Source organism: Acinetobacter sp. CFCC 11171 (assembly GCF_003268405.1).
GTDB classification, from domain to species: Bacteria; Pseudomonadota; Gammaproteobacteria; order Pseudomonadales; family Moraxellaceae; genus Acinetobacter; species Acinetobacter amyesii.
This window is the reverse complement of the sequence record NZ_LQXP01000022.1, coordinates 32,532-53,400: the sequence shown is the minus strand read 5'-3', so window position 1 is coordinate 53,400 and position 20,869 is coordinate 32,532. Positions and strand designations below refer to the sequence as shown.

23 protein-coding genes, 2 tRNA genes, 1 pseudogene and 1 riboswitch are annotated in these 20,869 nt (G+C 40.7%); of the genes and pseudogenes, 20 read left to right on the top strand and 6 right to left on the bottom strand.

The features are described from left to right. The first annotated feature begins 50 nt into the window (after nt 1-50). From AVJ20_RS11515 to panD, 9 genes and pseudogenes are all read left to right on the top strand, one after another. Nucleotides 51-1,764, top strand: a pseudogene (locus AVJ20_RS11515) (hypothetical protein). A gap of 9 nt (nt 1,765-1,773) precedes the next feature. Beyond that, a complete protein-coding gene (gene lolB, locus AVJ20_RS11510; RefSeq protein ID WP_111885309.1) occupies nt 1,774-2,352 on the top strand; it encodes a lipoprotein insertase outer membrane protein LolB in 579 nt (192 codons plus the stop codon). A 28-nt stretch (nt 2,353-2,380) separates the two neighbouring features. After that, nucleotides 2,381-3,220 (top strand): 4-(cytidine 5'-diphospho)-2-C-methyl-D-erythritol kinase, encoded by an 840-nt coding sequence (gene ispE / locus AVJ20_RS11505; RefSeq protein WP_111885317.1) that lies wholly within the window; start codon nt 2,381-2,383, stop codon nt 3,218-3,220. Nucleotides 3,221-3,223: 3 nt separating this feature from the next. Continuing rightward, nucleotides 3,224-3,298, top strand: a tRNA-Gln gene (locus AVJ20_RS11500). Between the two features lie 91 nt (nt 3,299-3,389). Beyond that, a tRNA-Gln gene (locus tag AVJ20_RS11495) sits at nt 3,390-3,464 on the top strand. Nucleotides 3,465-3,501: 37 nt separating this feature from the next. Then, nucleotides 3,502-4,455, top strand: a complete 954-nt coding sequence (locus AVJ20_RS11490) for a ribose-phosphate pyrophosphokinase (RefSeq protein WP_078191360.1) — start codon at nt 3,502-3,504, stop codon at nt 4,453-4,455. A 98-nt stretch (nt 4,456-4,553) separates the two neighbouring features. Then, the gene (gene rplY, locus AVJ20_RS11485; RefSeq protein WP_078192179.1) at nt 4,554-4,850 is read left to right on the top strand and encodes a 50S ribosomal protein L25; all 297 of its coding nucleotides are present in this window, start codon (nt 4,554-4,556) and stop codon (nt 4,848-4,850) included. A gap of 20 nt (nt 4,851-4,870) precedes the next feature. Then, entirely contained in the window at nt 4,871-5,446 is a 576-nt protein-coding gene (gene pth, locus AVJ20_RS11480; RefSeq protein ID WP_078192180.1) for an aminoacyl-tRNA hydrolase, read from the top strand. Between the two features lie 150 nt (nt 5,447-5,596). Beyond that, nucleotides 5,597-5,977 carry an aspartate 1-decarboxylase gene (gene panD, locus AVJ20_RS11475; protein ID WP_078192181.1) on the top strand — a complete coding sequence of 127 codons (381 nt, stop codon included), beginning with the start codon at nt 5,597-5,599 and terminating at the stop codon, nt 5,975-5,977. 133 nt (nt 5,978-6,110) lie between these two features. Here panD and AVJ20_RS11470 read toward each other — a convergent pair whose 3' ends face one another. Both AVJ20_RS11470 and AVJ20_RS11465 read right to left on the bottom strand, forming a co-directional pair. After that, on the bottom strand, nt 6,111-6,722 hold the full coding sequence (locus tag AVJ20_RS11470; RefSeq protein WP_111885308.1) for a GDYXXLXY domain-containing protein: 612 nt from the start codon (nt 6,720-6,722) through the stop codon (nt 6,111-6,113). Continuing rightward, a complete protein-coding gene (locus AVJ20_RS11465) occupies nt 6,722-8,563 on the bottom strand; it encodes a DUF2157 domain-containing protein (protein ID WP_111885307.1) in 1,842 nt (613 codons plus the stop codon). The genes AVJ20_RS11470 and AVJ20_RS11465 overlap by 1 nt, the downstream gene beginning before the upstream one ends. Before the next feature lie 170 nt (nt 8,564-8,733). Next, nucleotides 8,734-8,887: riboswitch (FMN riboswitch) on the top strand. Between the two features lie 103 nt (nt 8,888-8,990). Between AVJ20_RS11465 and ribB the strand changes: the two genes are divergently transcribed. Next, entirely contained in the window at nt 8,991-9,650 is a 660-nt protein-coding gene (gene ribB, locus AVJ20_RS11460; RefSeq protein WP_078191365.1) for a 3,4-dihydroxy-2-butanone-4-phosphate synthase, read from the top strand. 87 nt (nt 9,651-9,737) lie between these two features. Here the strand turns inward: ribB and AVJ20_RS11455 are convergent, their stop codons facing one another. Both AVJ20_RS11455 and AVJ20_RS11450 read right to left on the bottom strand, forming a co-directional pair. After that, entirely contained in the window at nt 9,738-10,304 is a 567-nt protein-coding gene (locus tag AVJ20_RS11455) for a LysE family translocator (protein WP_111885316.1), read from the bottom strand. Between the two features lie 107 nt (nt 10,305-10,411). Then, entirely contained in the window at nt 10,412-10,900 is a 489-nt protein-coding gene (locus tag AVJ20_RS11450) for a DUF1289 domain-containing protein (RefSeq protein WP_111885315.1), read from the bottom strand. 188 nt (nt 10,901-11,088) lie between these two features. On the opposite strand from AVJ20_RS11450, the gene AVJ20_RS11445 reads away from it, so the two are divergent. The 5 genes from AVJ20_RS11445 (at nt 11,089) to AVJ20_RS11425 (ending at nt 14,461) form a co-directional block, all read left to right on the top strand. Continuing rightward, nucleotides 11,089-12,021 (top strand): rhodanese-related sulfurtransferase, encoded by a 933-nt coding sequence (locus AVJ20_RS11445; protein WP_111885306.1) that lies wholly within the window; start codon nt 11,089-11,091, stop codon nt 12,019-12,021. Between the two features lie 194 nt (nt 12,022-12,215). Next, the gene (locus AVJ20_RS11440; RefSeq protein ID WP_078192186.1) at nt 12,216-12,512 is read left to right on the top strand and encodes a hypothetical protein; all 297 of its coding nucleotides are present in this window, start codon (nt 12,216-12,218) and stop codon (nt 12,510-12,512) included. 364 nt (nt 12,513-12,876) lie between these two features. After that, on the top strand, nt 12,877-13,488 hold the full coding sequence (locus tag AVJ20_RS11435; protein ID WP_111885305.1) for a DedA family protein: 612 nt from the start codon (nt 12,877-12,879) through the stop codon (nt 13,486-13,488). Between the two features lie 21 nt (nt 13,489-13,509). After that, entirely contained in the window at nt 13,510-13,920 is a 411-nt protein-coding gene (locus tag AVJ20_RS11430; RefSeq protein ID WP_111885304.1) for an ABZJ_00895 family protein, read from the top strand. Nucleotides 13,921-14,044: 124 nt separating this feature from the next. Further along, on the top strand, nt 14,045-14,461 hold the full coding sequence (locus tag AVJ20_RS11425; protein WP_111885303.1) for an ABZJ_00895 family protein: 417 nt from the start codon (nt 14,045-14,047) through the stop codon (nt 14,459-14,461). Between the two features lie 80 nt (nt 14,462-14,541). On the opposite strand, the gene AVJ20_RS11420 is transcribed toward AVJ20_RS11425, so the two are convergent. Together AVJ20_RS11420 and AVJ20_RS11415 are read right to left on the bottom strand one after the other, a co-directional pair. After that, nucleotides 14,542-15,066, bottom strand: a complete 525-nt coding sequence (locus tag AVJ20_RS11420) for a YecA family protein (RefSeq protein WP_078191372.1) — start codon at nt 15,064-15,066, stop codon at nt 14,542-14,544. Between the two features lie 67 nt (nt 15,067-15,133). Then, complete coding sequence (locus AVJ20_RS11415) at nt 15,134-15,343, bottom strand: PA3496 family putative envelope integrity protein (protein ID WP_078191373.1); 210 nt, start codon at nt 15,341-15,343, stop codon at nt 15,134-15,136. A 400-nt stretch (nt 15,344-15,743) separates the two neighbouring features. Between AVJ20_RS11415 and rpoD the strand changes: the two genes are divergently transcribed. The 5 genes from rpoD (at nt 15,744) to AVJ20_RS11390 (ending at nt 20,647) form a co-directional block, all read left to right on the top strand. Then, nucleotides 15,744-17,633 (top strand): RNA polymerase sigma factor RpoD, encoded by a 1,890-nt coding sequence (rpoD, locus tag AVJ20_RS11410; RefSeq protein ID WP_111885302.1) that lies wholly within the window; start codon nt 15,744-15,746, stop codon nt 17,631-17,633. A gap of 127 nt (nt 17,634-17,760) precedes the next feature. Further along, the gene (locus AVJ20_RS11405) at nt 17,761-18,048 is read left to right on the top strand and encodes a YbeD family protein (RefSeq protein ID WP_078192402.1); all 288 of its coding nucleotides are present in this window, start codon (nt 17,761-17,763) and stop codon (nt 18,046-18,048) included. Nucleotides 18,049-18,190: 142 nt separating this feature from the next. Then, nucleotides 18,191-18,850 (top strand): lipoyl(octanoyl) transferase LipB, encoded by a 660-nt coding sequence (lipB, locus tag AVJ20_RS11400; protein WP_111885301.1) that lies wholly within the window; start codon nt 18,191-18,193, stop codon nt 18,848-18,850. A gap of 75 nt (nt 18,851-18,925) precedes the next feature. After that, a complete protein-coding gene (locus AVJ20_RS11395) occupies nt 18,926-19,459 on the top strand; it encodes a hypothetical protein (RefSeq protein WP_111885300.1) in 534 nt (177 codons plus the stop codon). Between the two features lie 3 nt (nt 19,460-19,462). Beyond that, on the top strand, nt 19,463-20,647 hold the full coding sequence (locus AVJ20_RS11390; RefSeq protein WP_111885299.1) for an iron-containing alcohol dehydrogenase: 1,185 nt from the start codon (nt 19,463-19,465) through the stop codon (nt 20,645-20,647). Nucleotides 20,648-20,869 lie beyond the last annotated feature (222 nt).

Sequence of the window (20,869 nt, the reverse complement as noted above, 5' to 3'; positions counted from 1 at the left end):
CTATTGTGCATTATCGGCGTCATAAAAAGCATTACTTGGATCAAGAAAAATTGCGTCTAACAAATAGCCGACTGAACGGCCAGACAATAAAGCAGTATTCTACCACATTCTTACTTGTTGGTAGCATGGCTTCTACTGCCCCAATTCGGGCCGTGGGAGAAGTTTACCATGCAAATTCAGGATATGATGCAATTAAACAAAGTATGATTGCAGAATTTGCCTTAGCTTATAACGACATCCCAACCGCGCTTCATAATTACACCGTGCTTGCAATCAAAAGTAAATCCACCATGGTCAAACAGCGTGCTTTAAACGTTGCTATTGAGCAAAATGATTTACAAGCAGCCTTAGATATTGCTACACATTGGGTTGTGCAAGAACCTGAAGATGTACCAGCATTATTTTATTTATCACATATTGCTTTGAAAGCCCATGAATATGAGCTTGCCGCCGAAACACTTGATAAAATTTTAACCATTGACCCAAATGCAGATTTAGAACAAATTTTGGCGGGTATTTCCCCTGAATCAGAGGAAGATCGCGCTTATCTGATTCAAGCACTGACCGCTAGCAAAGAAAAAACCAACCCTTCTATTTTGGTCTTAGTCGCAGGTTTACAAGCTCAAAATGGTGCCTTTGCTGATGCCTTAGATACCATTAATTTAGCACTAAAAAAAACGCCCGAAAGTGACTGGCTATATCCTAATGAAAGCCAATTTACTCATGTCGTTGGGTGATGAAGACGAAACCTTAAAATGGTTCGAAAAATCCAGCCGTAAACACCGCAACAATATGGAAGTTCGCTTAGCAGAAGCAAAATATTTAATTAAAATCAATCAGTCAGAATTAGGTCTAGAAAAACTCGAAGATATACTAAAGAAATGGCCATCTGCTGAAGAACCGCTATTTATGGCAGGTTTGACCAGTATTGACTTAGAGCTTTATGAAAAAGCCGAAAAGTATTTGGTGGAGTTACGTTATTCGAGCAAATACCAAAATGAAGCGTATTACTATCTCGCAGTAAATGCTGAACGCAAACAGCATTATGAAACGGCAAAAGCCTATTATCGCCTTGTTGATGGCAGTCTTTATACAGTTTCACGGCGCAATATGATCAGCATTTTTAGCCAGCAAAATAAGCTGCATGATGCACTGCGCTTTTTAACCCAAGAGCGGGTTAATTATCCTCAACATGCCAGTTTCTTATATCTTGCTCAGGCGGATATTTTAAAACGCATGAACAATAAAAAAGCAGCAGTCCGTTTGCTTGATGAAGCGGTAAAAAACTTGCCCGAAGATCCTGAGCTCATTTATGCCGAAGTTCTACTGCTCGACGCCCATCAAGATAAAGATAGACTCGACCAATTACTAAAACAATTACTCGAAATTGAACCCAATAGTCCGACCTATTTAAATGCATATGCCTATACATTGGCGGTACAAAATAGACGCTTAGATGAAGCCCGAAAATACGTCGAACATGCCTTAGAATATGCTCCTGAGCAAGCTTCAATCTTAGATACGTTCGGTTATATTTGTTATTTGCAAAATGATTTTAGTACATCTGCATCTGTTTTGGCCAAAGCGTATGAACTGAGTAATAGTTTAAAAATTGGCATTCGCTATGCACGATCAGTCTTCATGCAAGGTGATATGAATAAATTTGACGCGTTGTTACAACAACTCCAACAAAAACATCCGAATGATCCGCAATTAGAGCAACTACATTCGTTATTGTTACCCCAACCCATGAAAAAGAGTTAGAAAGACTTTATGCAAGTATCTTCAAAATTTGGGGTATCTGCCCTGACCTGCTGCGCTTTATTTTTTACTGGTTGTCAGCAATACGTTAAAACACCCGCTCAACCCAGCCCTGAAGAAGTTGCTGCAAATCAATTCAACTTACAAGGTAAGATTGGTGTGCGCACGCCACAACAGTCAGGAAGTGCTTTTTTTACTTGGGTTCAAGACCGCAATGAATATGATATCGAACTGAGTGGCATATTAGGTGTTGGAAAAACTCAAATCAGCGGTAAACCCGGTCAAGTTCAACTCAATAGTGCAAAAACCGGTTTGATTGAAGCAGAAACACCAGAAGAATTACTCGAGCGTGCTACCGGTTGGCAAGCTCCCATTACCCACCTCGTCGACTGGGTACAGGCGCGCCCTGCAACCACACAAGCAAAAATTCAACGCGATACTGCGCAGCGTCCACAACAGATTATTGAAGATGGTTGGACGGTTGACCTGAGTTATAATGAAACTTCAACGGTACCGAACAAGTTAATTTTAAAACAAGCACTTGAATCCGGTCAGGAAAACCGTATTACAATGGTGATTCAAAATCGTTAATTTGCCTAAAAGCTGAGCTATGACTTCTGTGATTCGTGTACCTTCTCCTGCAAAACTCAATTTGTTTTTGCACATTACTGGCCGACGTCCAAATGGATATCACGAATTACAGACGATTTTTCAGCTCATCGATTTATCTGATTGGATGGAATTTCACCCACTTGCAAATTCTGCTGATGAATATTTTATTCAAATTGAGGGCTTAAACAGCGTCAATCTAGAGCAAAATTTAATTTATCGTGCTGCTCAAATACTCAAACCGTTTGCTAAAGCACTGACTGCACAAAAAATCCACATTGAAAAAAATATTCCGATGGGTGCAGGGCTCGGTGGTGGTTCATCCAATGCAGCCACCACCCTAATCGTGCTCAATCAACTATGGAAATGTGGTCTAAATACCGAACAACTTGCAGAACTCGGCTTACAACTTGGGGCAGATGTTCCCGTGTTTGTACATGGTCTAAATGCATGGGCAGAAGGCATCGGTGAACACTTAACATTCATAGATTTAGCTCAAAAACAGTACATTGTGTTAAAACCTGACTGTTTTATCAGCACTCAACTGCTTTTTTCACAAAAAACGTTGACAAGAGACTCAAAGCCCACTAAATTTTGCGGCTATCAGGAAACGCCATCTGATTTTGGAAATAACTTTGAGCCTGTGGCACGAAGCTTATATCCCGAAGTCGATGAAGCAATGCGGTACTTAGATCAGTTCGGTACAGCAAAGCTTACAGGTACAGGTGCTTGTGTATTTACTGAAGTGACTGAAAATATGAATATTGATGACATATTGAAAAATGCACCATGTAAATCTTACTTGGTTCGCAGTTTGCAAGAATCACCATTACGTCATTTTGAAGTTTGATATAGGGGCGTCGCCAAGTGGTAAGGCACCGGGTTTTGATCTCGGCATCCGTTGGTTCGAATCCAGCCGCCCCTGCCATTTACTTCAAAAAAGACAGAGCATAATTTGCAGTATCTTTGTTGTTTCAACTTGACAAAATACTGTAAAAATATTAAAGTTCTGCCGCATTAGGGGCGTCGCCAAGTGGTAAGGCACCGGGTTTTGATCTCGGCATCCGTTGGTTCGAATCCAGCCGCCCCTGCCATCTAATTCTCCAATTTGCCAACCGCCAAGGGTGCTTCATGCCCAATCTTGTCGTTTTTAGTGGATCTGCACATCCACAATTCGCCCAAAAAGTCGTTAGCCACCTTCACATCCCTCTAGGTGCTGCATCTGTAGGTCAATTTTCTGACGGTGAAATCGCTGTCGAAATTACTGAAAATGTTCGTGGTAAAGACGTATTCATCGTACAACCAACTTGTGCCCCAACTAACGATAACCTTATGGAAATCTTAGTTATGGCTGATGCTTTGCGTCGTGCAAGTGCTGGTCGTATCACTGCTGTCATTCCTTATTTCGGTTATGCTCGTCAAGACCGTCGTCCACGTTCAAGCCGCGTGCCAATTACAGCAAAAGTTGTTGCAGATATGCTCACAACTGTTGGTATTGACCGCGTTGTCATGATCGACCTTCATGCTGACCAAATCCAAGGTTTCTTCGATATTCCTGTAGACAACATCTACGGTACTCCTGCACTTTTAGCAGATCTTCGTCAACAGTCACACGACAACTTAATGGTTGTTTCTCCTGACGTTGGTGGTGTAGTACGTGCGCGTGCTGTAGCTAAGCAAATGGGTGATATCGATCTTGCGATCATCGACAAACGCCGTCAAAAAGCGAATGAATCTCAAGTAATGCACTTGATCGGTGACGTTAAAGGCCGTGACTGTGTCATCGTTGATGATATGGTGGATACAGCAGGTACATTGTGTAAAGCTGCTGACGCACTAAAAACTTTTGGTGCTCGCAAAGTTGTTGCTTACGCAACTCACCCTGTACTTTCTGGTAAAGCTTTAGAAAACTTGAAAAACTCTGTGATTGACGAATTGGTTGTAACAGACACTATTCCGCTTTCAGAAGAAGCTCAAGCTCTTGGTAAGATTCGCCAAGTTTCAGTTGCAAGTATGGTTGCTGAAACAATTCGTCGTATTAACAACGAAGAATCTATTAGCGCAATGTTCGATTCTTATCTATAATATAGCGCTAAATTTAAAAGCCCTGCCTTTTGGTGGGGCTTTCTATCACTAGACTGGTCGAAGGTCTAGTCAATTAAACTTAAATAGGAATGTCTATCATGGCAAACTTCGTATTAAATGCAGTAGCACGTGAAGAAGCAGTACAAGGGAAAGGTTCGAGCCGCCGCCTTCGTCTTCAAAATAAAGTACCAGCAATCATCTACGGTGGTGCAGCTGAACCTGTAGCAGTTACTTTGGAACTTCGCGAACTTGTTAAAGCTTTAGAAAACAACGCATTCTTTGAAGAAGTTGTTGAAATCAACATCGACGGTAAAGCTGAAAGCGTTAAAATCCAAGCTTTACAACGTCACCCAGCTAAAAACACTCCTATGCACGCTGACTTCAAACGCGCATAAGTGTTAAATGGTGTAAATGAGTGAGTAAACTTTCACTGATTGTTGGTTTGGGTAACCCAGGTTCTGAGTATGCCCAAACCCGCCATAATGCAGGCTTCTGGTTCGTAGAACGCCTTGCAGAACAATATGGCATCCAACTCAAAGCTGATCCTAAATATAAAGGCATCAGTGGTCGTGGTAATATCGAAGGTCAAGACGTTCGTCTGCTGTTACCCACAACCTTTATGAACCTCTCTGGTCAAAGTGTTGTTCCCTTCGCCAAATTCTATCAAATTGCTCCTGAAGCAATACTTATCGCACACGATGAACTTGATATGAACCCTGGTGTCATTCGCCTGAAAACTGGCGGTGGTCATGGTGGTCATAATGGTTTGCGCGATATCGTCCCGCATATTGGTCCAAATTTCCATCGTTTACGTATTGGTATTGGTCATCCTGGTTCTAAAGAACGTGTCTCAGGCCATGTCTTAGGTAAAGCACCAAGTAGTGAACAAGGCTTAATGGATGATGCTATTGCACATGCCTTATCACGTACTAAATTGTTGGTAAGTGGTGAGATTCAGCAAGCTATGAACCAGATCAACGCTTACAAATAGAACTGACAATTCCACAAATTGTTGAACAATACTTATTGCCATCTGAATGATTTCAGAGCAAAATGCGCTTGCATTTGACTGCTCACCCAGCATTCAAGAGATTGTTCCACCATAAGATACGATCTTAGGTCTACCAAGGAGACGCTAGCCATGCTATCTCGTTTATTAAAAGCTAAAATCCACCGTTGCGTCGTTACACAAGCAGAATTACATTATGAAGGTTCTTGTGCAATTGACGGTATTCTTCTAGATTTAGCCGGTATACGTGAATATGAAGAAATTCATATGTGGAACGTGACTAATGGTAAGCGTTTTACCACTTATGCCATTCGTGGTGAAGAAGGTTCTGGCATTATCTCTGTAAATGGCGGTGCTGCTCACCAAGCAGATATTGGCGACTTGATGATTATCGCAACTTTTGGCGATTTCACAGAAGCTGAAGCAAATGCACATAAGCCACGTTTAGTCTATGCGAACCCAAACAACACTGTGAACCACACAGCGAACTGTATTCCAGTTCAAGTTGCTTAATTCAAGCATTTAAAGATTCTAAAAAGCCCGCAAAAATTTGCGGGCTTTTTTTATGGCTGAACTATGCATTATTGACTGCAAAAATTCAGTATTAGACGCAAATCACTACATACAACTTAACAGCTCAATTTATCTACCCTGCTCTCGGGCCCTTCCACCATGCTTGGTTTTGTTTACAATCAAAGGGCTGTAAATGCTCTCCTACCAAACCCACCAACAAAGGCTGACCATTTTCTTGCACCTTTAGCTCTGCATATTGCGCATCGCGATAGCACGACTCCAAGCCTTCAGCAAATAAAAAGCTTCTCGCAGCGGGATATAAACCCTCAAATCTATTGTCAGGATTTTTGAGCACCAGTTTTGTGGATGAGCTTGGATACTGCGCTAACAACTCTGGGTTGAAACTGGTTCGAATCACCCTACGCTGTGCATCGAGCTGCACATAACTCACAATACTTTTTTGATCGACAAAATAGTCACGGTGTACATTTTCTTCTGTGTTCGCTTTGGCAGCCTGCCCATTGGCAGATTGCTCTTTTGATGGCTGACCACCAAAATAGAGCTGATAATTCAAGGCCATATAATCCCCTTGAATCAAAGAGCGCGGATCGACAGGTTGCAACTTTACATAAATACTCTGATTGTTTGCCAAATGCCATTCATGACGTGCAATCATCAGCACAAATAAAAGAATACTGAGTACAGCCAAACCAATAGGAAGCATTTTTTTATTGAGTATGGTCATCACACATCTCCCCCTTGTTTATGCTGTATCGCAGATAACATCTTGGTAATGCCAAGCAGCAAAAGGCCAGAGATCAAAATCGTTAAACTTTTCAATAAAAAACTCAGACCCAAATTGTAGTACAGCATCCATAAGCTAAAAATGATCAACACGATGCTCAGGGCTTTAACCAAAGATTGCTGATAGACCTGCGCCCATGCCAATAAAACCAATAATAAGAAAATTTCAAAATAACCCATCGCAATCAGCACAAGACCCAATAGCAGTAACAACCATTTTTCGCTCCCCGCCTGTTTTTTCTGATTTGCGATGTAAAGGCCAAGCCAAACTACAGGCAACAGATAACCAATAAACAGGTCAAGAACACCATGTTGGGTCTGTTCAAACTGTAGAACGTTATTTGACAAAGTTTGCAATACCACACCCGCCAATACGATGCATAACATCCATAACACAATGCTTTTTCGATACATCGAGTGCAACCAAGCTGTTGCACTCCCGAGCAAGAAAATCAGTAGAATATAATTCAATCCAGTCACAGCTAAGATGACATGTTCATCGCTCATAAAAAGATCGGCATCAAATAGTGTGGCCACTGCAAGGCTATATCCTGCAATAAGTTGAATAAAAACAATAAACCAATGCATTCGACTAAATAAACAGAGCAAGATAACGCCAATTTGCAACACTAAAATAAACGAAATGCTATTGGTTAAGCTCTCTGTATGAATGAAGACCGCAGATTGGCCACATACCCATAAGCAGTAAGCAAATTGGCGACTAAAGATACTTTTAGCTCGTCGAATCAACCACCAAGCCACAGCTACAAAAACTAAGCCCATGACGATCGAAAACGCCTTCCAATAGGTCAGCAATAAGCTCGATAAAATAATGCCTGCCAACCATGCCCCAATCGCTAAAGGAATAACCGCAAATTTAGTCTGTGGCAGAAATTTCATCAGTGCCCAACTGATCACCGCAAACCAAGCAAATATCAGCAAGGCAAAAACCAACAATCCTGCACTCGAGTCAGATAAAATATGTTCTGCCCATTGGAAAATCAAAATACTGAAACTCGCGGCAAGACCCGCGGCTTGTAAACTGGTTTCTAATGCACGCTGTTGTCGATAAAAATAGATAATCAGATAAATTGGAAGCAACAAGGCAAAAATTAAATATTGCCATTGATACTGCTCTACCCCATTTCCACAGTATAAAAACATGCAATACATCGACATTAGTGTAATGAATGCAATAAATACAAAGCGCAGCGCAGCATAATATTTCAAACAAAACGTCACACAAATTGCCGTCAATATATTCATGCAAAGTAAATACCACCATGAATGATCAACGATTAAATAGCTTTGTTTAAAATATAAAAATAATGCCAATTGACTGATCAAACACAGTAACGCAAAGACTCCGATATTCGATCGATATAACCAAGGTAAAAGCAGCAAAGCCCAGACTAAAAATAACAGATAACTGTCTGCACCTGTTTGATAGACCTGCCCAATCACAGCCAAACTCAATCCAAGCAACAAACCGCTTAAAGTATCTAAACTTTGCTGAATCCAAACACGACTTGCAACATATACACTCGTCACAGCACTCAGCAGCAACAACAACATTGGAATTGCCAATTGGATGAATTTTGGCAACATCAACCAGTTTGCCGCGATCAAATACACGAAACTGGCTGCTATCAGTGCAACACCGATTACTTGCAGATACCGAATAACCTGTACATCTTGGAACAGATCTGTTGAAAACTCTTGATCTAACTGTGAATGATGCAGCTTTATATTCTGCTGCTGAGAATGCTGAGGAGCGGTCATTTTTTATCATTATGCAATCATGGTTGATTTATCGGCACGATAGCATGCTTTGACACACTTTATATAAATGCTTACAAATCCAATCTTATAACTTTACTTATCTAAAATTTTGCAAATGATTCTAAGCAATAATCCCCCATCATCACTCAAACAGGTCTATACTCAAGACACATCGCTTCAGGGCGGGGTGAAATTCCCCACCGGTGGTAAATTTGCTGGGTTGAAAGCCCTGCAAAAAGCCCACGAGCCAATCGTTTAAACGCGATTCGCAGATCAGGTGCAATACCTGAGCCGACGGTATAGTCCGGATGAAAGAAGACGACGTCACATCTCTATATCATTGATCATTTTCAATATATATCGTAACGCCACTATTTCACATGTCCTGAAATGTTCAACCGTATCTAAAATTTACGCGAGCGTTTCAATGTCTAGTTTAATTCAACCCGAAATTTTCTTTTCTGCCCTTCCACCTGCAGAACAGCGCATGCTGCAAGCCTTAGAAGACATTCGTCAAGGCAAGCCTGTTTTAGTCATGGACGATTTTGACCGTGAAAATGAAGCCGACCTGATTGTTGCGGCAGAAACACTCACTGTAGAAACCATGGCACGTATGATTCGTGACGGTTCAGGAATTGTCTGCCTGTGTTTAACCGATGCTCAAGCCAATCATTTAGAACTTCCACCCATGGTGTCTGATAACTCTAGCCATTTTAAAACTGCCTTTACTGTCACCATTGAAGCTGCGGAAGGTGTTACTACTGGCGTTTCAGCAAAAGACCGAACAACTACAGTCAAAGCCGCAATTAAAGATGGTGCTGTGGCTAGTGACTTAAACCGTCCGGGTCATGTTTTTCCTTTACGTGCGCGTGAAGGCGGCGTATTGACCCGTCGTGGACATACTGAAGGGACTATTGATTTGGCACGTCTGGCCGGTTTAAAACCCGCAGGTGTTTTGTGTGAATTAACCAACCCAGACGGCACAATGGCGAATGGCGTACAAGTTTTAGCGTATGCACAAACCCATCATTTGACTGTACTCACCATTGAAGAAATTGTGCAATATCGTTTACAGCACAATCTCTAGTGCGAATTAATTAAAGCTCTACACATTCATAAAAAGGCTGATTGAATCAGCCTTTTTTATTTTTTACTGCACATTTCAAGTTAAGAATTAAACCGTGAATATGCTATAGATCCCGTAGATGGCAACTACCACTAAAATCAGCCCACACAGTGCCAACAATTTTTTATACCAGCGTGATTTCGACAATCGATGAAAAGACAAATACACCAAAGACATGGTTGCGAAATCTAAAACGATCCAACTCAGGGTCAACACAATTAAACTCAGATTAAGATGAAGAGTAATTCCTACAAACTGCGGAAAAAATGATGCGAAAAAAATAATATCCTTAGGATTTGAAATTCCCACAATTAGTCCTTGCTTAACCCCCCCTTGTGCTGCTTTTAACTGCAGAGATTGTGCAGTGGGCTGTATAGTTACTTCTTTTAAAATATCAAATCCAATATAAGCAATATATAAACAACCCAGTATTTTGATGCCATCGAGCCAATGCGCATTCACATTTAAAATGCCTTTTAAAATACACACTGACAGCACAATCAAAATCAGTGAAGCAAAATTCGTCCCGACAATGGTTTGAAATGCCTTTTTATAGCCGCCTTGTAAACCTGCACTTGCGACCAACAGCATCACAGGTCCAGGTGTTGCAATCATCACAATGACTGCCACACAATATAAAAAGTACTCCGAATAATTTACGCTGAGATTCCTTCACTTATTTTTTTACATCACGATAAATTTCATAAATAAAAAAAGAGGACTTAGTCCTCTTCATCCATGTTTTGCAATAAATGCAAGCGAATAGCATCTGCTCTTAAAAATGCCAAATCATAGCTGGCTGTGGCGAGTGCTAAAACACGACGCTCAAATTCATCCCACAACGGTCGCACCTGTTTGTAATGTATCCCGAGTCCACTTTCATCTGTGAAATGACGGTTTTTTTCGCAGAGCTTGAGTGCGTGATACAGTTTACGGCCTTTACTTGCATCTGGACGTAAGCGAACTCGCTTAGACAAAACAAAACCTTCGACATGGACGATATCTGCTTGCGGCAACATCGGTATTAAAATTTGATCTAATTGTGCATCTAAACGACACCAAATGGCCGTGTGTTGCTCTGCTGTATAGGTATTCCATTTTATGACTTCATGGTTAAAGCGGCGGCAACCACGACAGACTGAATCACCAAATACCGTAGAACAACGCCCTGCACATGGGGTTAACGAGGCAATTCGACGATCAGTACTCAAAACCGGCTCCATTCAATCAATATTTATGGGATAAAAACAACTCGGCATGACTATACACGCTAAAACTACTGAAATGAAGCTATGATCAAATGTGTGGTTAAAAGCCATCGCTTTACTCGCTTATTCATCCAAATCACGGTAGAATGTGCGCCTTAATTTTTATCCTGTTTATTCATTTGGAGTACTCCATGAACGCTACTGTAGAACAGCTTGCACCTGTAGAACAGCAAGCGACCTCTGGTTGGGTTGTTGCCGCACTTTATCAATTCAAAGAAGTTCAAGATCCTGCCGATCTTCAACAACGTCTTTTAGACTTGGTAAAAACCATCAACCTTTGCGGTACTCTAATTGTGGCAGGTGAAGGAATTAACGGTACTGTAGCCGGTGACCGTAAATCTGTAGATATCATCCATCAATTCCTTCTCAATGAAGGCTTTAATGCGATGGAATACAAAGAATCGCATAGTACGGATAAACCATTCCGTAAAATGAAGATCAAACTGAAAAAAGAAATCGTGACTTTAGGTGTGGAAGTGAAACCACGTGATTTAGTCGGTCACTATCTTGATCCTAAAGAATGGAATGAACTAATTACACGTGATGACGTAATCCTAATTGATACACGTAACGACTATGAGTACAAAGCAGGTACATTTAAGGGTGCGATTGACCCGAAAACTGAGACTTTCCGTGAATTCCCTGAATACGTGAAAAAAGAGCTTGAGCAGCATAAAGATAAGAAAATTGCCATGTTCTGTACAGGCGGTATTCGCTGTGAAAAATCAACCTCACTTTTACTTCAAGAAGGCTTTAATGAGGTTTATCACCTTAAAGGCGGTATCTTAAAATATTTAGAAGAAACCCCTGTTGAAGAAAGCATGTGGGAAGGTGAATGTTTCGTATTTGACGGTCGTACTGCTGTCACTCACGGTATGGAAGAAGGCGAAAATATCAAATGTCACGCATGCGGTTGGCCACTGGCTCCTGCTGAAGTTGAACTTCCGAGCTACGAACACGGCGTATCATGCAAATACTGTATCGACAAAACTACTGAACAGCAAAAAGCAGGCTTCCGTATGCGTCAATCACAAATTGTGGCAGCAAAACGTAAGCGTCTCTAAGGAAAATTTGTTGTAACGATATATAAATAAAAGCCCTATTTTTAGGGCTTTTTTTACGCATTCTCAACAGTGACTTAATTTTTTTGACAAAATAACTATATCTGGTTATTTACGAGAATCAGTTCGCGCATTTATGCTTATTCTGATCAATTGATCCGAGAAAATCATTATAGATAATTGAAAAGGAAAGCATTATGCCAAAATTAATCAACTCTCCAATTGCAACCTCAAGGCGCCTTGCTTTACCCGCTCCCCGTGTAAAAGAAAGTGTAGGAGAATTAAAACACCTCCTTAACCAACAGTCGCATATTTTGATAGTCAGTATTGCTACATGCATTGGTGCAATTTTTGCCTTATTTATTGCTTATACATTGCACTTACAACCCACTATGCTCAACATTCTTGGACTGTGTGTGATTCCATTTGCTTTATCTCTAAGCTTACGCCAAGTCTATATTCACACACTGTTAAATATGGAACATGATGATTAATTTACGCACCTTACAACGTCACTTATTGCAACCTAGTCCTACGCTGTTCAGTATATAAAACGATTTTTAAAGCTGCTAAAGCTCCGAAATCTAAATAAAATCCAAACTGAACAGCGTACACTCAGTACTTTAAAAACTATGATCTAAGCCTTTCAATTATTCAGCCTTATATCATTCAGCATTGCTTAATGCCCTCACGCATTGATACATTTTCCTTCTCATTAAGCCTACGTGCTACCTAATACAAGGTGAACTCAATATTTGTTGTTTTTGCTTAGGTGGTTTCAGGAATATTTAAAACGGAACTTTACCCACTGCGCTTTTCAACATAGGATAAATACACCTTTTCTCTGCCTTAGCTACCATGACTTTAACTGAATGGATCATTTCAATCATGGAACAATTGGGTTATCTCGGTATTGCCCTACTCATGTTTCTTGACAATGTCTTCCCCCCAATCCCCTCTGAAATCATTATGCCCTCGGCTGGCTATTCTGCCTCCCAAGGTCAACTACTCCTCATTGGTGTCATTATTTCAGGTTGTGTCGGTTCTTTACTGGCGGCTGCATTGCTATATTGGATTGGTTATAAATTTAAGCATGAATCCATCTTTCACTTCGTCGATCGCTATGGAAAGTATTTATTTATCAAGTCGGCAGATGTAAAAAAATCTCTAGCATGGTTTGAGCAATACGGTCACCGCATTGTATTTTTCGGACGAATGATTCCAGCTGTGCGTTCTCTCATTAGTATTCCTGCTGGAATGAGCCGCATGCCATTTTGGAAGTTTATGTTTTATAGTGGTTTAGGTACGATTATTTGGACCACTTTTTTAGCTTGTATGGGTTTTTATTTAGGTGAAAATCAGCAGTTAATGCAGCAAATATTTAGTAAAGTTGGACATGTGATTATTCTGATCACAGTCATCATTATTGCTTGGATTTTGTACCGTCGACATCAACGTCGACCTCGTTAATTTTTTGTTTTTGGGGCTTAAATGAAACACTATCTCCTACACTTTGCTGCTGTTTATAGCATCGCCTTGGTGCTTTTGATTACCGTATTAATTTTTGGATTAAATCTAGGTGGTATTACATTAATTCCTACATTGGTGGCATGTGCATTAATCAGCGTTGGGCATTTTGTAAAGAAAGAACAACGCGTGCCTAGCAACCATGAAAAGATTCAACTGGTTTGGGGCTCCAGTGCCGTTGCAATCATTATTGGGAGCTTTTTTGTGCTGTTCTTGGTACTAATGAATCCCAATGCCGAAAGCATTATGAAGTCTGTAGATCATGCAGGCATCGGGCTAACTGCTGTGGTTATGCTTTGTTTGGTCGCCATTCATGGCACAATATTTCATATTGCCTATGGTTGGTATGCAGACTATTGCGCTAAAAAATTATAAATTTTTTCAATGTATTGCGTTAAAATTTAAATCATCACCACTTCAATGAAAGTTAAAATTCAGTGAAGACACTTCAGGTAAGTTATACTCGCACTTTATATAATGAAAACATGAACATTAAATAATGAAAAAATACATCATCACATTTAGCATTGCTTATGCACTCGCCATGGTTGCTGTCGCAGCCATCGAATCTTTCTTTGATTTACCTGGTGGTTCATCTATTACCTGTCTCATCATGGGCGGTCTTGCTGCAGCATCTAGCTTTGTTAAAGACCATCAGCGAGTGCCAAATAAGTTAGAAAAGCGAACTTTGATTTGGAGCTGTATTTTAGCTTCGGTTCTCATCAGTGTCGTTGCTACAGTCATTTGTCTCTTGATCTTTCCTGAAACCCAAGCCTTTATTCAAATGGCGCTAACGCAATTACCCGCTTGGGTCTGGCTGCTTGCTATCAGCTTTACCTTATTCATCCATTATCTCATGTTGGCTTTATCTTTTGGATGGATGGCAAAGAGCTTCTTAAAAGCCAAACGTAGTTAAGCCTTTAGACTAACTTTGAATTGAAAAGGTATAGCGCTAAAAAAAGCACCCCAAGGTGCTTTTTTTAAATTTCGTCGAAATTAATTTGGTGTGTGATACATCAAATATAATTCGTTCAAATTGGTTGGGATTTCTTCTGCAAGTTCATCCATCAACTGACCATTACGACGGAAAGATTCCATTTGTGGATCTTCTTCATCAATGCCGCTGAACACCATGATTGGCAAAGTTAAATCTACCAATTGTTCTTCAAACTCGTCGGTGAACCATGCATCTTCGTTTAGGAACATGGCATCAACGAAGCCAACACTCCAGTCACCAAGACTTGATTCAACATCGGCTTCTTCAATTTCAAATGGAAATTCAATACCATCTTCATTGGCAAGATTCTGACGAATCGATTCGAGCCATGCTTTTACTTGTGCTATAATTTCAGCAGGTACTTTTTTCTGATTGTTATCAAAAAGTTCGTCTAGCCATTTATCAAAAGCTGGGCCTACTGCAATTGCACATAAAAAACCATGAGTCGCTGCAAAATCTAGACCATGCTCGTTGTCATCGCCGTCTAGATAGTCACTCAAAAGGTCTAAATCTAAAGCACTCATTTCAAATCCAGAGTTAGAAACTTAATGCGTAAGCATAGCATTTTTAAGCGCTATGCTAAATCGCTATTTAGTCTTCTTCGTCATCAAAATCATCGTCATCGTCGATGTCGTAATCAAAATCTTTAAGCTCACGTTCAAGACGGCGCTGAGCCAGAAGGTCATCAATAAGTCGGCGCTTTTCTAACGATTCTTTCGCGCTAGTTTTTGCACTGGCCTCATCGAAATTCACATCATCATCACCGTAGTTATCATCTAGTTCAAAATCTGTAGAAGACACCAAAACTACCTCATAATGAAAAAAATTGAAGGGGTCTAGCCGCTATTTATATGGGATATAAAATATTGTCAAGTTTTATTTGTTTTTTTAACAACTAAACTTTAAAAATAGGTCTTTTTTTCTTACCAAAACCTGTGGCATGATATAATCCACCCTGCGTCCTTCATTTTTATGACAGTCAAAGATGACTCGTAAAATAAATCGATGCATGGGATGAACTTGAAAACAACAATTTCAGCCCCACCTAAATTACTGAATTTAAATTTTTAATATCTCATTGGACAGCTTGATGCTGTACCGTCCTAATGGGATAAGCCAGCTATTAACAAGATTTAATGAGACGATCGTGCTAAAATGCACGGTTTTTTACTGCCACAGATTCAACGAAGAGTAAGCAAAGATGAGCGATATGACTTCCCCTACTTCTCAAGTAGCGGCTCTGATTAGCCGAGGCAAAGAGCAAGGTTACCTAACTTTCGCCGAGGTTAACGATCATCTCCCGGACTCAATCACTGAAAGTGAACAGATTGAAGACATCATTCAGATGTTGAATGACGTGGGTATTCCGGTACATGATCGTGCACCAGAAACTGACGATACAATGTTTGAAGGTGGCAGCGAAGCGACTGACGAAGTTGCTGAAGAAGAAGCCGCTGCTGTACTTGCATCTGTTGAAAATGAACCCGGTCGTACCACTGACCCTGTGCGTATGTATATGCGCGAAATGGGTACAGTTGAGCTTTTGACACGTGAAGGCGAAATTAGCATTGCAAAACGCATCGAAGAAGGTATTCGTGACGTTTTACATTCAATTGCTTATTGGCCAAATGCAGTCGAAGTTGTATTGCAAGAATATAAAGATTATGAAGCGGGTGAACGCCGTTTAGCTGATATTCTTTCTGGTTATTTAGATCCAGAATCTGACGAAGCCATCCCTGAAGTGATCGACGAAGATGATTCTGAGATCGATGAAGATGAAGCGTCAACCAGCAAGCCAACTAAAGATGTCAAACTTGATGATGACGATGAAGAAGAAGAGGCTGAAGGTGATGATGATTCTGAAGGCGAATCTGGTCCAGATCCTGAAATTGCTAAAGCACGTTTCACTGAGCTTGAACAAGCATGGTTAGTCACTAAAGCTGCAATTGAAAAACATGGGCGTAACAGTAAAGAAGCTGCTGCTGCACTTGAAGCACTTGCAACTGTGTTTATGATGTTCAAATTCACACCACGTTTATTCGACATCATCTCTGATTTGATTCGTAATACCCATGACCAAATCCGTACTTCTGAACGTGAAGTTATGCGCTATGCAGTACGTCGTGGTCGTATGGACCGTACTCAATTCCGTACGTCTTTCCCAGGCCAAGAATCTAACTTTGCTTGGTTAGATGAACAAATTGCTAAAGCACCTGCAGAAATGAAAGGCTATCTTGAAAAAGTCCGCCCTGACGTTCTGGCATTCCAACAAAAAATCGCTGACATCGAGAAAGAACTTGGTTTAGATGTTAAAGGCATCAAAGACATTTCTAAACGTATGTCGATTGGTGAAGCGAAAGCTCGCCGTGCGAAAAAGGAAATGGTTGAAGCTAACTTACGTTTGGTAATTTCGATTGCGAAAAAATACACCAACCGTGGTTTGCAATTCCTCGACTTGATCCAAGAAGGTAACATTGGCTTGATGAAAGCGGTGGATAAATTCGAGTATCGTCGTGGTTATAAATTCTCTACTTATGCAACTTGGTGGATTCGTCAGGCGATTACGCGTTCGATTGCTGACCAAGCACGTACTATTCGTATTCCAGTACACATGATCGAAACCATTAACAAGATCAACCGTGTATCTCGCCAACTTCTTCAAGAAATGGGTCGTGAACCGACACCAGAAGAATTAGGTGAACGTCTAGAAATGGACGAAGTGAAAGTTCGTAAAGTGCTTAAAATCGCGAAAGAACCAATTTCAATGGAAACACCAATTGGTGATGATGAAGATTCGCATCTTGGTGACTTCATTGAAGACGGTAATATCACCTCTCCTATTGACGCTGCAACGTCAGAAGGCTTAAAAGAAGCAACACGTGAAGTTCTTGAAAACTTGACTGAACGTGAAGCGAAAGTCTTGAAAATGCGTTTTGGTATCGATATGCCAACCGACCATACCTTGGAAGAAGTGGGCAAACAGTTTGACGTAACACGTGAACGTATTCGTCAGATTGAAGCGAAAGCATTACGTAAACTTCGCCATCCATCACGTTCAGAGCATTTGCGTTCATTCCTTGAGAATGATTAACCTATAACTAGGACAATGCAGGCTTGAATATGGGGTTTTCCGCCCCATATTATGAGCATGTAGCAAATGATTCCAAATACCTGCTCATTGCAGGTATTTTTAAATAATGAGGTGTCCCATGACTGATATGACTAATCGCGCTCCTTCACGTGAATTGCAAGAGCATCTTTGGGTGTTCCCGATGGATTATCCAATTAAACTGATTGGTCTTGCAGGCGCGGAACTCCGTCAGGCAGTAAATGATATTTTCGTTAAACATTTTCCTGAATTTGACGGCAGTGAAATGACTGTAACGCCTTCACGTACAGGTAAATACCATTCAGTAACAGCAAATCTTCGTTTTGAAGAGCTTGAACAAGTTCACGCAGTTTATGCAGACCTTGCAGCTTGTCCATTAATTAAGACAGCACTGTAAGTACTGAAAAACACGCTTTCGAGCGTGTTTTTTTATGTGAAAATAGAGCATTAAATTACAACTCAAACCGTTCAACGCCCCCATTATTCTGCCAATTCATTATAATAAAACTCTATGTTTGACCATAAAGGACGCAACACGCGTGACTGAAACTGTTCAAAAACTCGAATTAATCATTCGTCAATATAACCACCTTACCCCTTATGCAGACCGCTTTTTAGAGATGAAAACTCTCACTGAACAGCGAGATGAAAACTCACCTGATGAGCTGTGGATATTGCAACATCCCGATGTATTAACTCAGGGGCAAGCTGGCAAACCTGAACATATTTTGGTGCAAAGTAACATCCCTGTGGTACAAACAGACCGTGGTGGACAAGTCACTTGGCATGGACCGGGTCAGTTGGTCGCTTATTTCATGTTTGACTTAAATCGCTTAGGTTGGAACGTGCGAACGCTGGTTTCCTATGCAGAAAACTTGATGATCGAACTGCTGAAAAAGTACGGCATCGACGCTTATGCCAAGCCTGATGCACCCGGTGTTTATGTTGCAGAACGCAAAATTGGTTCTCTCGGTTTTAAAATTCGTAAAGGCCGCAGTTATCACGGTTTGGCACTGAATATCGATTGTGATCTATTTGGTTTTCATACCATTAATCCATGTGGCTATGCTGGATTAGAAATGGTTCGTATACAAGATTTGGTGCAAGATTACCCTAAATTTGAAAACTTATGCGTCGATATCATTGATACTTTGAAAAACAGTGGTTACTTTAAACACGTAACAGTCAAACAACTATAAAAGACTTTGCTTTCTCAAATAAAATAATTTAGAGTAAAAGCTCTAAATCAATAATTATAGATAAGGGATGTACACGTGATTGCAACTAAATCCGTTAAACCCGCGCTCCAGCAGGCCTATGTCAAACTCATGATGGATGTGATTGGCAGAGGTCTGGTCATGGCGAGCCAGGTCGATGAAGAAATTAAACAAGAAGTTGCTAAATTTCCAATTAATTTTATTTTATCTATGAATGTTTTTCCTAATGGTGCTGCATTTGTCGCGCAAGTCACGGAAGACCATCAACTCAAACTCCTCACACCCGGCACTCAAAAGCCTGACTTAACCATTACGTTTAAACATTTGAATCATGCCTTTTTGGTCTTCTCATTTCAAGAAAGTACCGCACAAGCCTTTGCCAATGACCGCATGATCGCCGATGGTGATTTGTCTTATGCCATCCGACTGGTGCGTTGTCTCAACAAAATGGAAGCGTTAATTTTACCTAAATTGGTGGCTGAATTGGCTGTCAAAGAATATCCAACACATTTAAGCCTAAAAGAAAAACTGAGCGGTGCTGCAAATATTTATTTAAAAGTAGCCCAGTCTTATTTAAAACGGAGCGCATAACACATGGCTAAACCATATTACGAATTTTTCTGTCCTGTAAAAGTGATTGCTGGCCATGCTGCTTTAGAACACATTCCATTCGAACTGTCTACTTTGGGTGCTAAACGCCCCATGATCATTACTGACAAAGGCGTTCGCAGTAATCAATTACTTGCACCGATTGAAGCGGCATTTGAAAGTACCGAGACGGTGATTGGCTATATTTTTGATGATGTTCCGCCAGACTCAAGTCTAGAAACCGTACGTAAAGCGGCTCAACTTTACCGCGACAACCAATGTGATGCCATTATTGCCGTCGGTGGCGGTTCAGTGATTGATACCTCTAAAGCAACCAACATCTTGGTATCTGAAGGTGGCGATGACCTACTGAAATACTCAGGTGCGCACAACTTACCTAAACCTTTAAAACCATTTTTTGTGATTCCAACAACCTCGGGTACAGGTTCAGAAGTGACTATGGTCGCTGTGGTTTCTGACCCTGAAAAGAATGTCAAAATGGCTTTTGCATCGAATTATTTGATGCCACATGCGGCAATTCTTGACCCACGTATGACGCAAACTTTGCCACCTCATCTTACGGCGATGACAGCGATGGATGCGATGACGCATGCCATTGAAGCCTATACGTGCATGGCGGCAAACCCTATTTCAGATGCCTATGCTACTGCCGCAATCAAGAAAATTAGCAATAGCTTATTTGGTGTCTTAGATAATACCAGTGATGCACATGGGCGCTTAGAACTTGCACAAGCCTCTACGATGGCAGGAATTGCATTTTCAAACTCAATGGTCGGTTTAGTGCATTCATTAGGTCATGCGCTGGGTGCAGTCGCTCATCTGCCCCACGGCTTATGCATGAACTTATTCTTGCCGTATGTGTTGGAATACAACAAAGAAGTGAATGGCGATAAGATTGCTGAATTGCTATTACCACTGGCTGGTCCTGATATTTATGCACAAACACCGGCCAACCTCCGCGCTGAAAAAGCCATTTCAACGCTTTTAGCCATGCGTGACCGCTTGTTTAGTTTGACCAAATTACCACGTACTTTGAGTGAGACAGGTAAAGTGACTGAAGCTCAATTAGATGAAGTGGCAGAGAAAGCACTGAATGATGGATCTATTATTTATAATCCTAAAGAAGCCAGCTTAGAAGACCTCAAAACTATTCTAAAAAAAGCTTGGTAATTGCTGAAAAATAAGCGAATATAGCGAAAAATTAAGCCTGATGTTTTTTTAAACATCGGGCTTTTCACTTGCAGAACGCAATATCAGTTATTTTTTAATCAAACTGGCATAATTTCTGCTAAAAATAATTTCAAAGTTACTGACAAAATGTACCAATTTGGAGTAGATTGGCGCACTTTTGTTTTAAAACGTAGGGGGGATCGTTCGTCTCAAACGATCCTT

Bases quoted from the DNA above. Each gene is read 5' to 3' on its own strand.
- lolB (WP_111885309.1), top strand. From the start codon at position 1,774: ATGCAAGTATCTTCAAAATTTGGGGTATCTGCCCTGACCTGCTGCGCT.
- AVJ20_RS11490 (WP_078191360.1), top strand. From the start codon at position 3,502: ATGCCCAATCTTGTCGTTTTTAGTGGATCTGCACATCCACAATTCGCC.
- rplY (WP_078192179.1), top strand. From the start codon at position 4,554: ATGGCAAACTTCGTATTAAATGCAGTAGCACGTGAAGAAGCAGTACAA.
- panD (WP_078192181.1), top strand. From the start codon at position 5,597: ATGCTATCTCGTTTATTAAAAGCTAAAATCCACCGTTGCGTCGTTACA.
- AVJ20_RS11470 (WP_111885308.1), bottom strand. From the start codon at position 6,722: ATGACCATACTCAATAAAAAAATGCTTCCTATTGGTTTGGCTGTACTC.
- AVJ20_RS11465 (WP_111885307.1), bottom strand. From the start codon at position 8,563: ATGACCGCTCCTCAGCATTCTCAGCAGCAGAATATAAAGCTGCATCAT.
- ribB (WP_078191365.1), top strand. From the start codon at position 8,991: ATGTCTAGTTTAATTCAACCCGAAATTTTCTTTTCTGCCCTTCCACCT.
- AVJ20_RS11455 (WP_111885316.1), bottom strand. From the start codon at position 10,304: ATGATTGCAACACCTGGACCTGTGATGCTGTTGGTCGCAAGTGCAGGT.
- AVJ20_RS11445 (WP_111885306.1), top strand. From the start codon at position 11,089: ATGAACGCTACTGTAGAACAGCTTGCACCTGTAGAACAGCAAGCGACC.
- AVJ20_RS11440 (WP_078192186.1), top strand. From the start codon at position 12,216: ATGCCAAAATTAATCAACTCTCCAATTGCAACCTCAAGGCGCCTTGCT.
- AVJ20_RS11435 (WP_111885305.1), top strand. From the start codon at position 12,877: ATGACTTTAACTGAATGGATCATTTCAATCATGGAACAATTGGGTTAT.
- AVJ20_RS11430 (WP_111885304.1), top strand. From the start codon at position 13,510: ATGAAACACTATCTCCTACACTTTGCTGCTGTTTATAGCATCGCCTTG.
- AVJ20_RS11425 (WP_111885303.1), top strand. From the start codon at position 14,045: ATGAAAAAATACATCATCACATTTAGCATTGCTTATGCACTCGCCATG.
- AVJ20_RS11420 (WP_078191372.1), bottom strand. From the start codon at position 15,066: ATGAGTGCTTTAGATTTAGACCTTTTGAGTGACTATCTAGACGGCGAT.
- rpoD (WP_111885302.1), top strand. From the start codon at position 15,744: ATGAGCGATATGACTTCCCCTACTTCTCAAGTAGCGGCTCTGATTAGC.
- AVJ20_RS11405 (WP_078192402.1), top strand. From the start codon at position 17,761: ATGACTAATCGCGCTCCTTCACGTGAATTGCAAGAGCATCTTTGGGTG.
- AVJ20_RS11390 (WP_111885299.1), top strand. From the start codon at position 19,463: ATGGCTAAACCATATTACGAATTTTTCTGTCCTGTAAAAGTGATTGCT.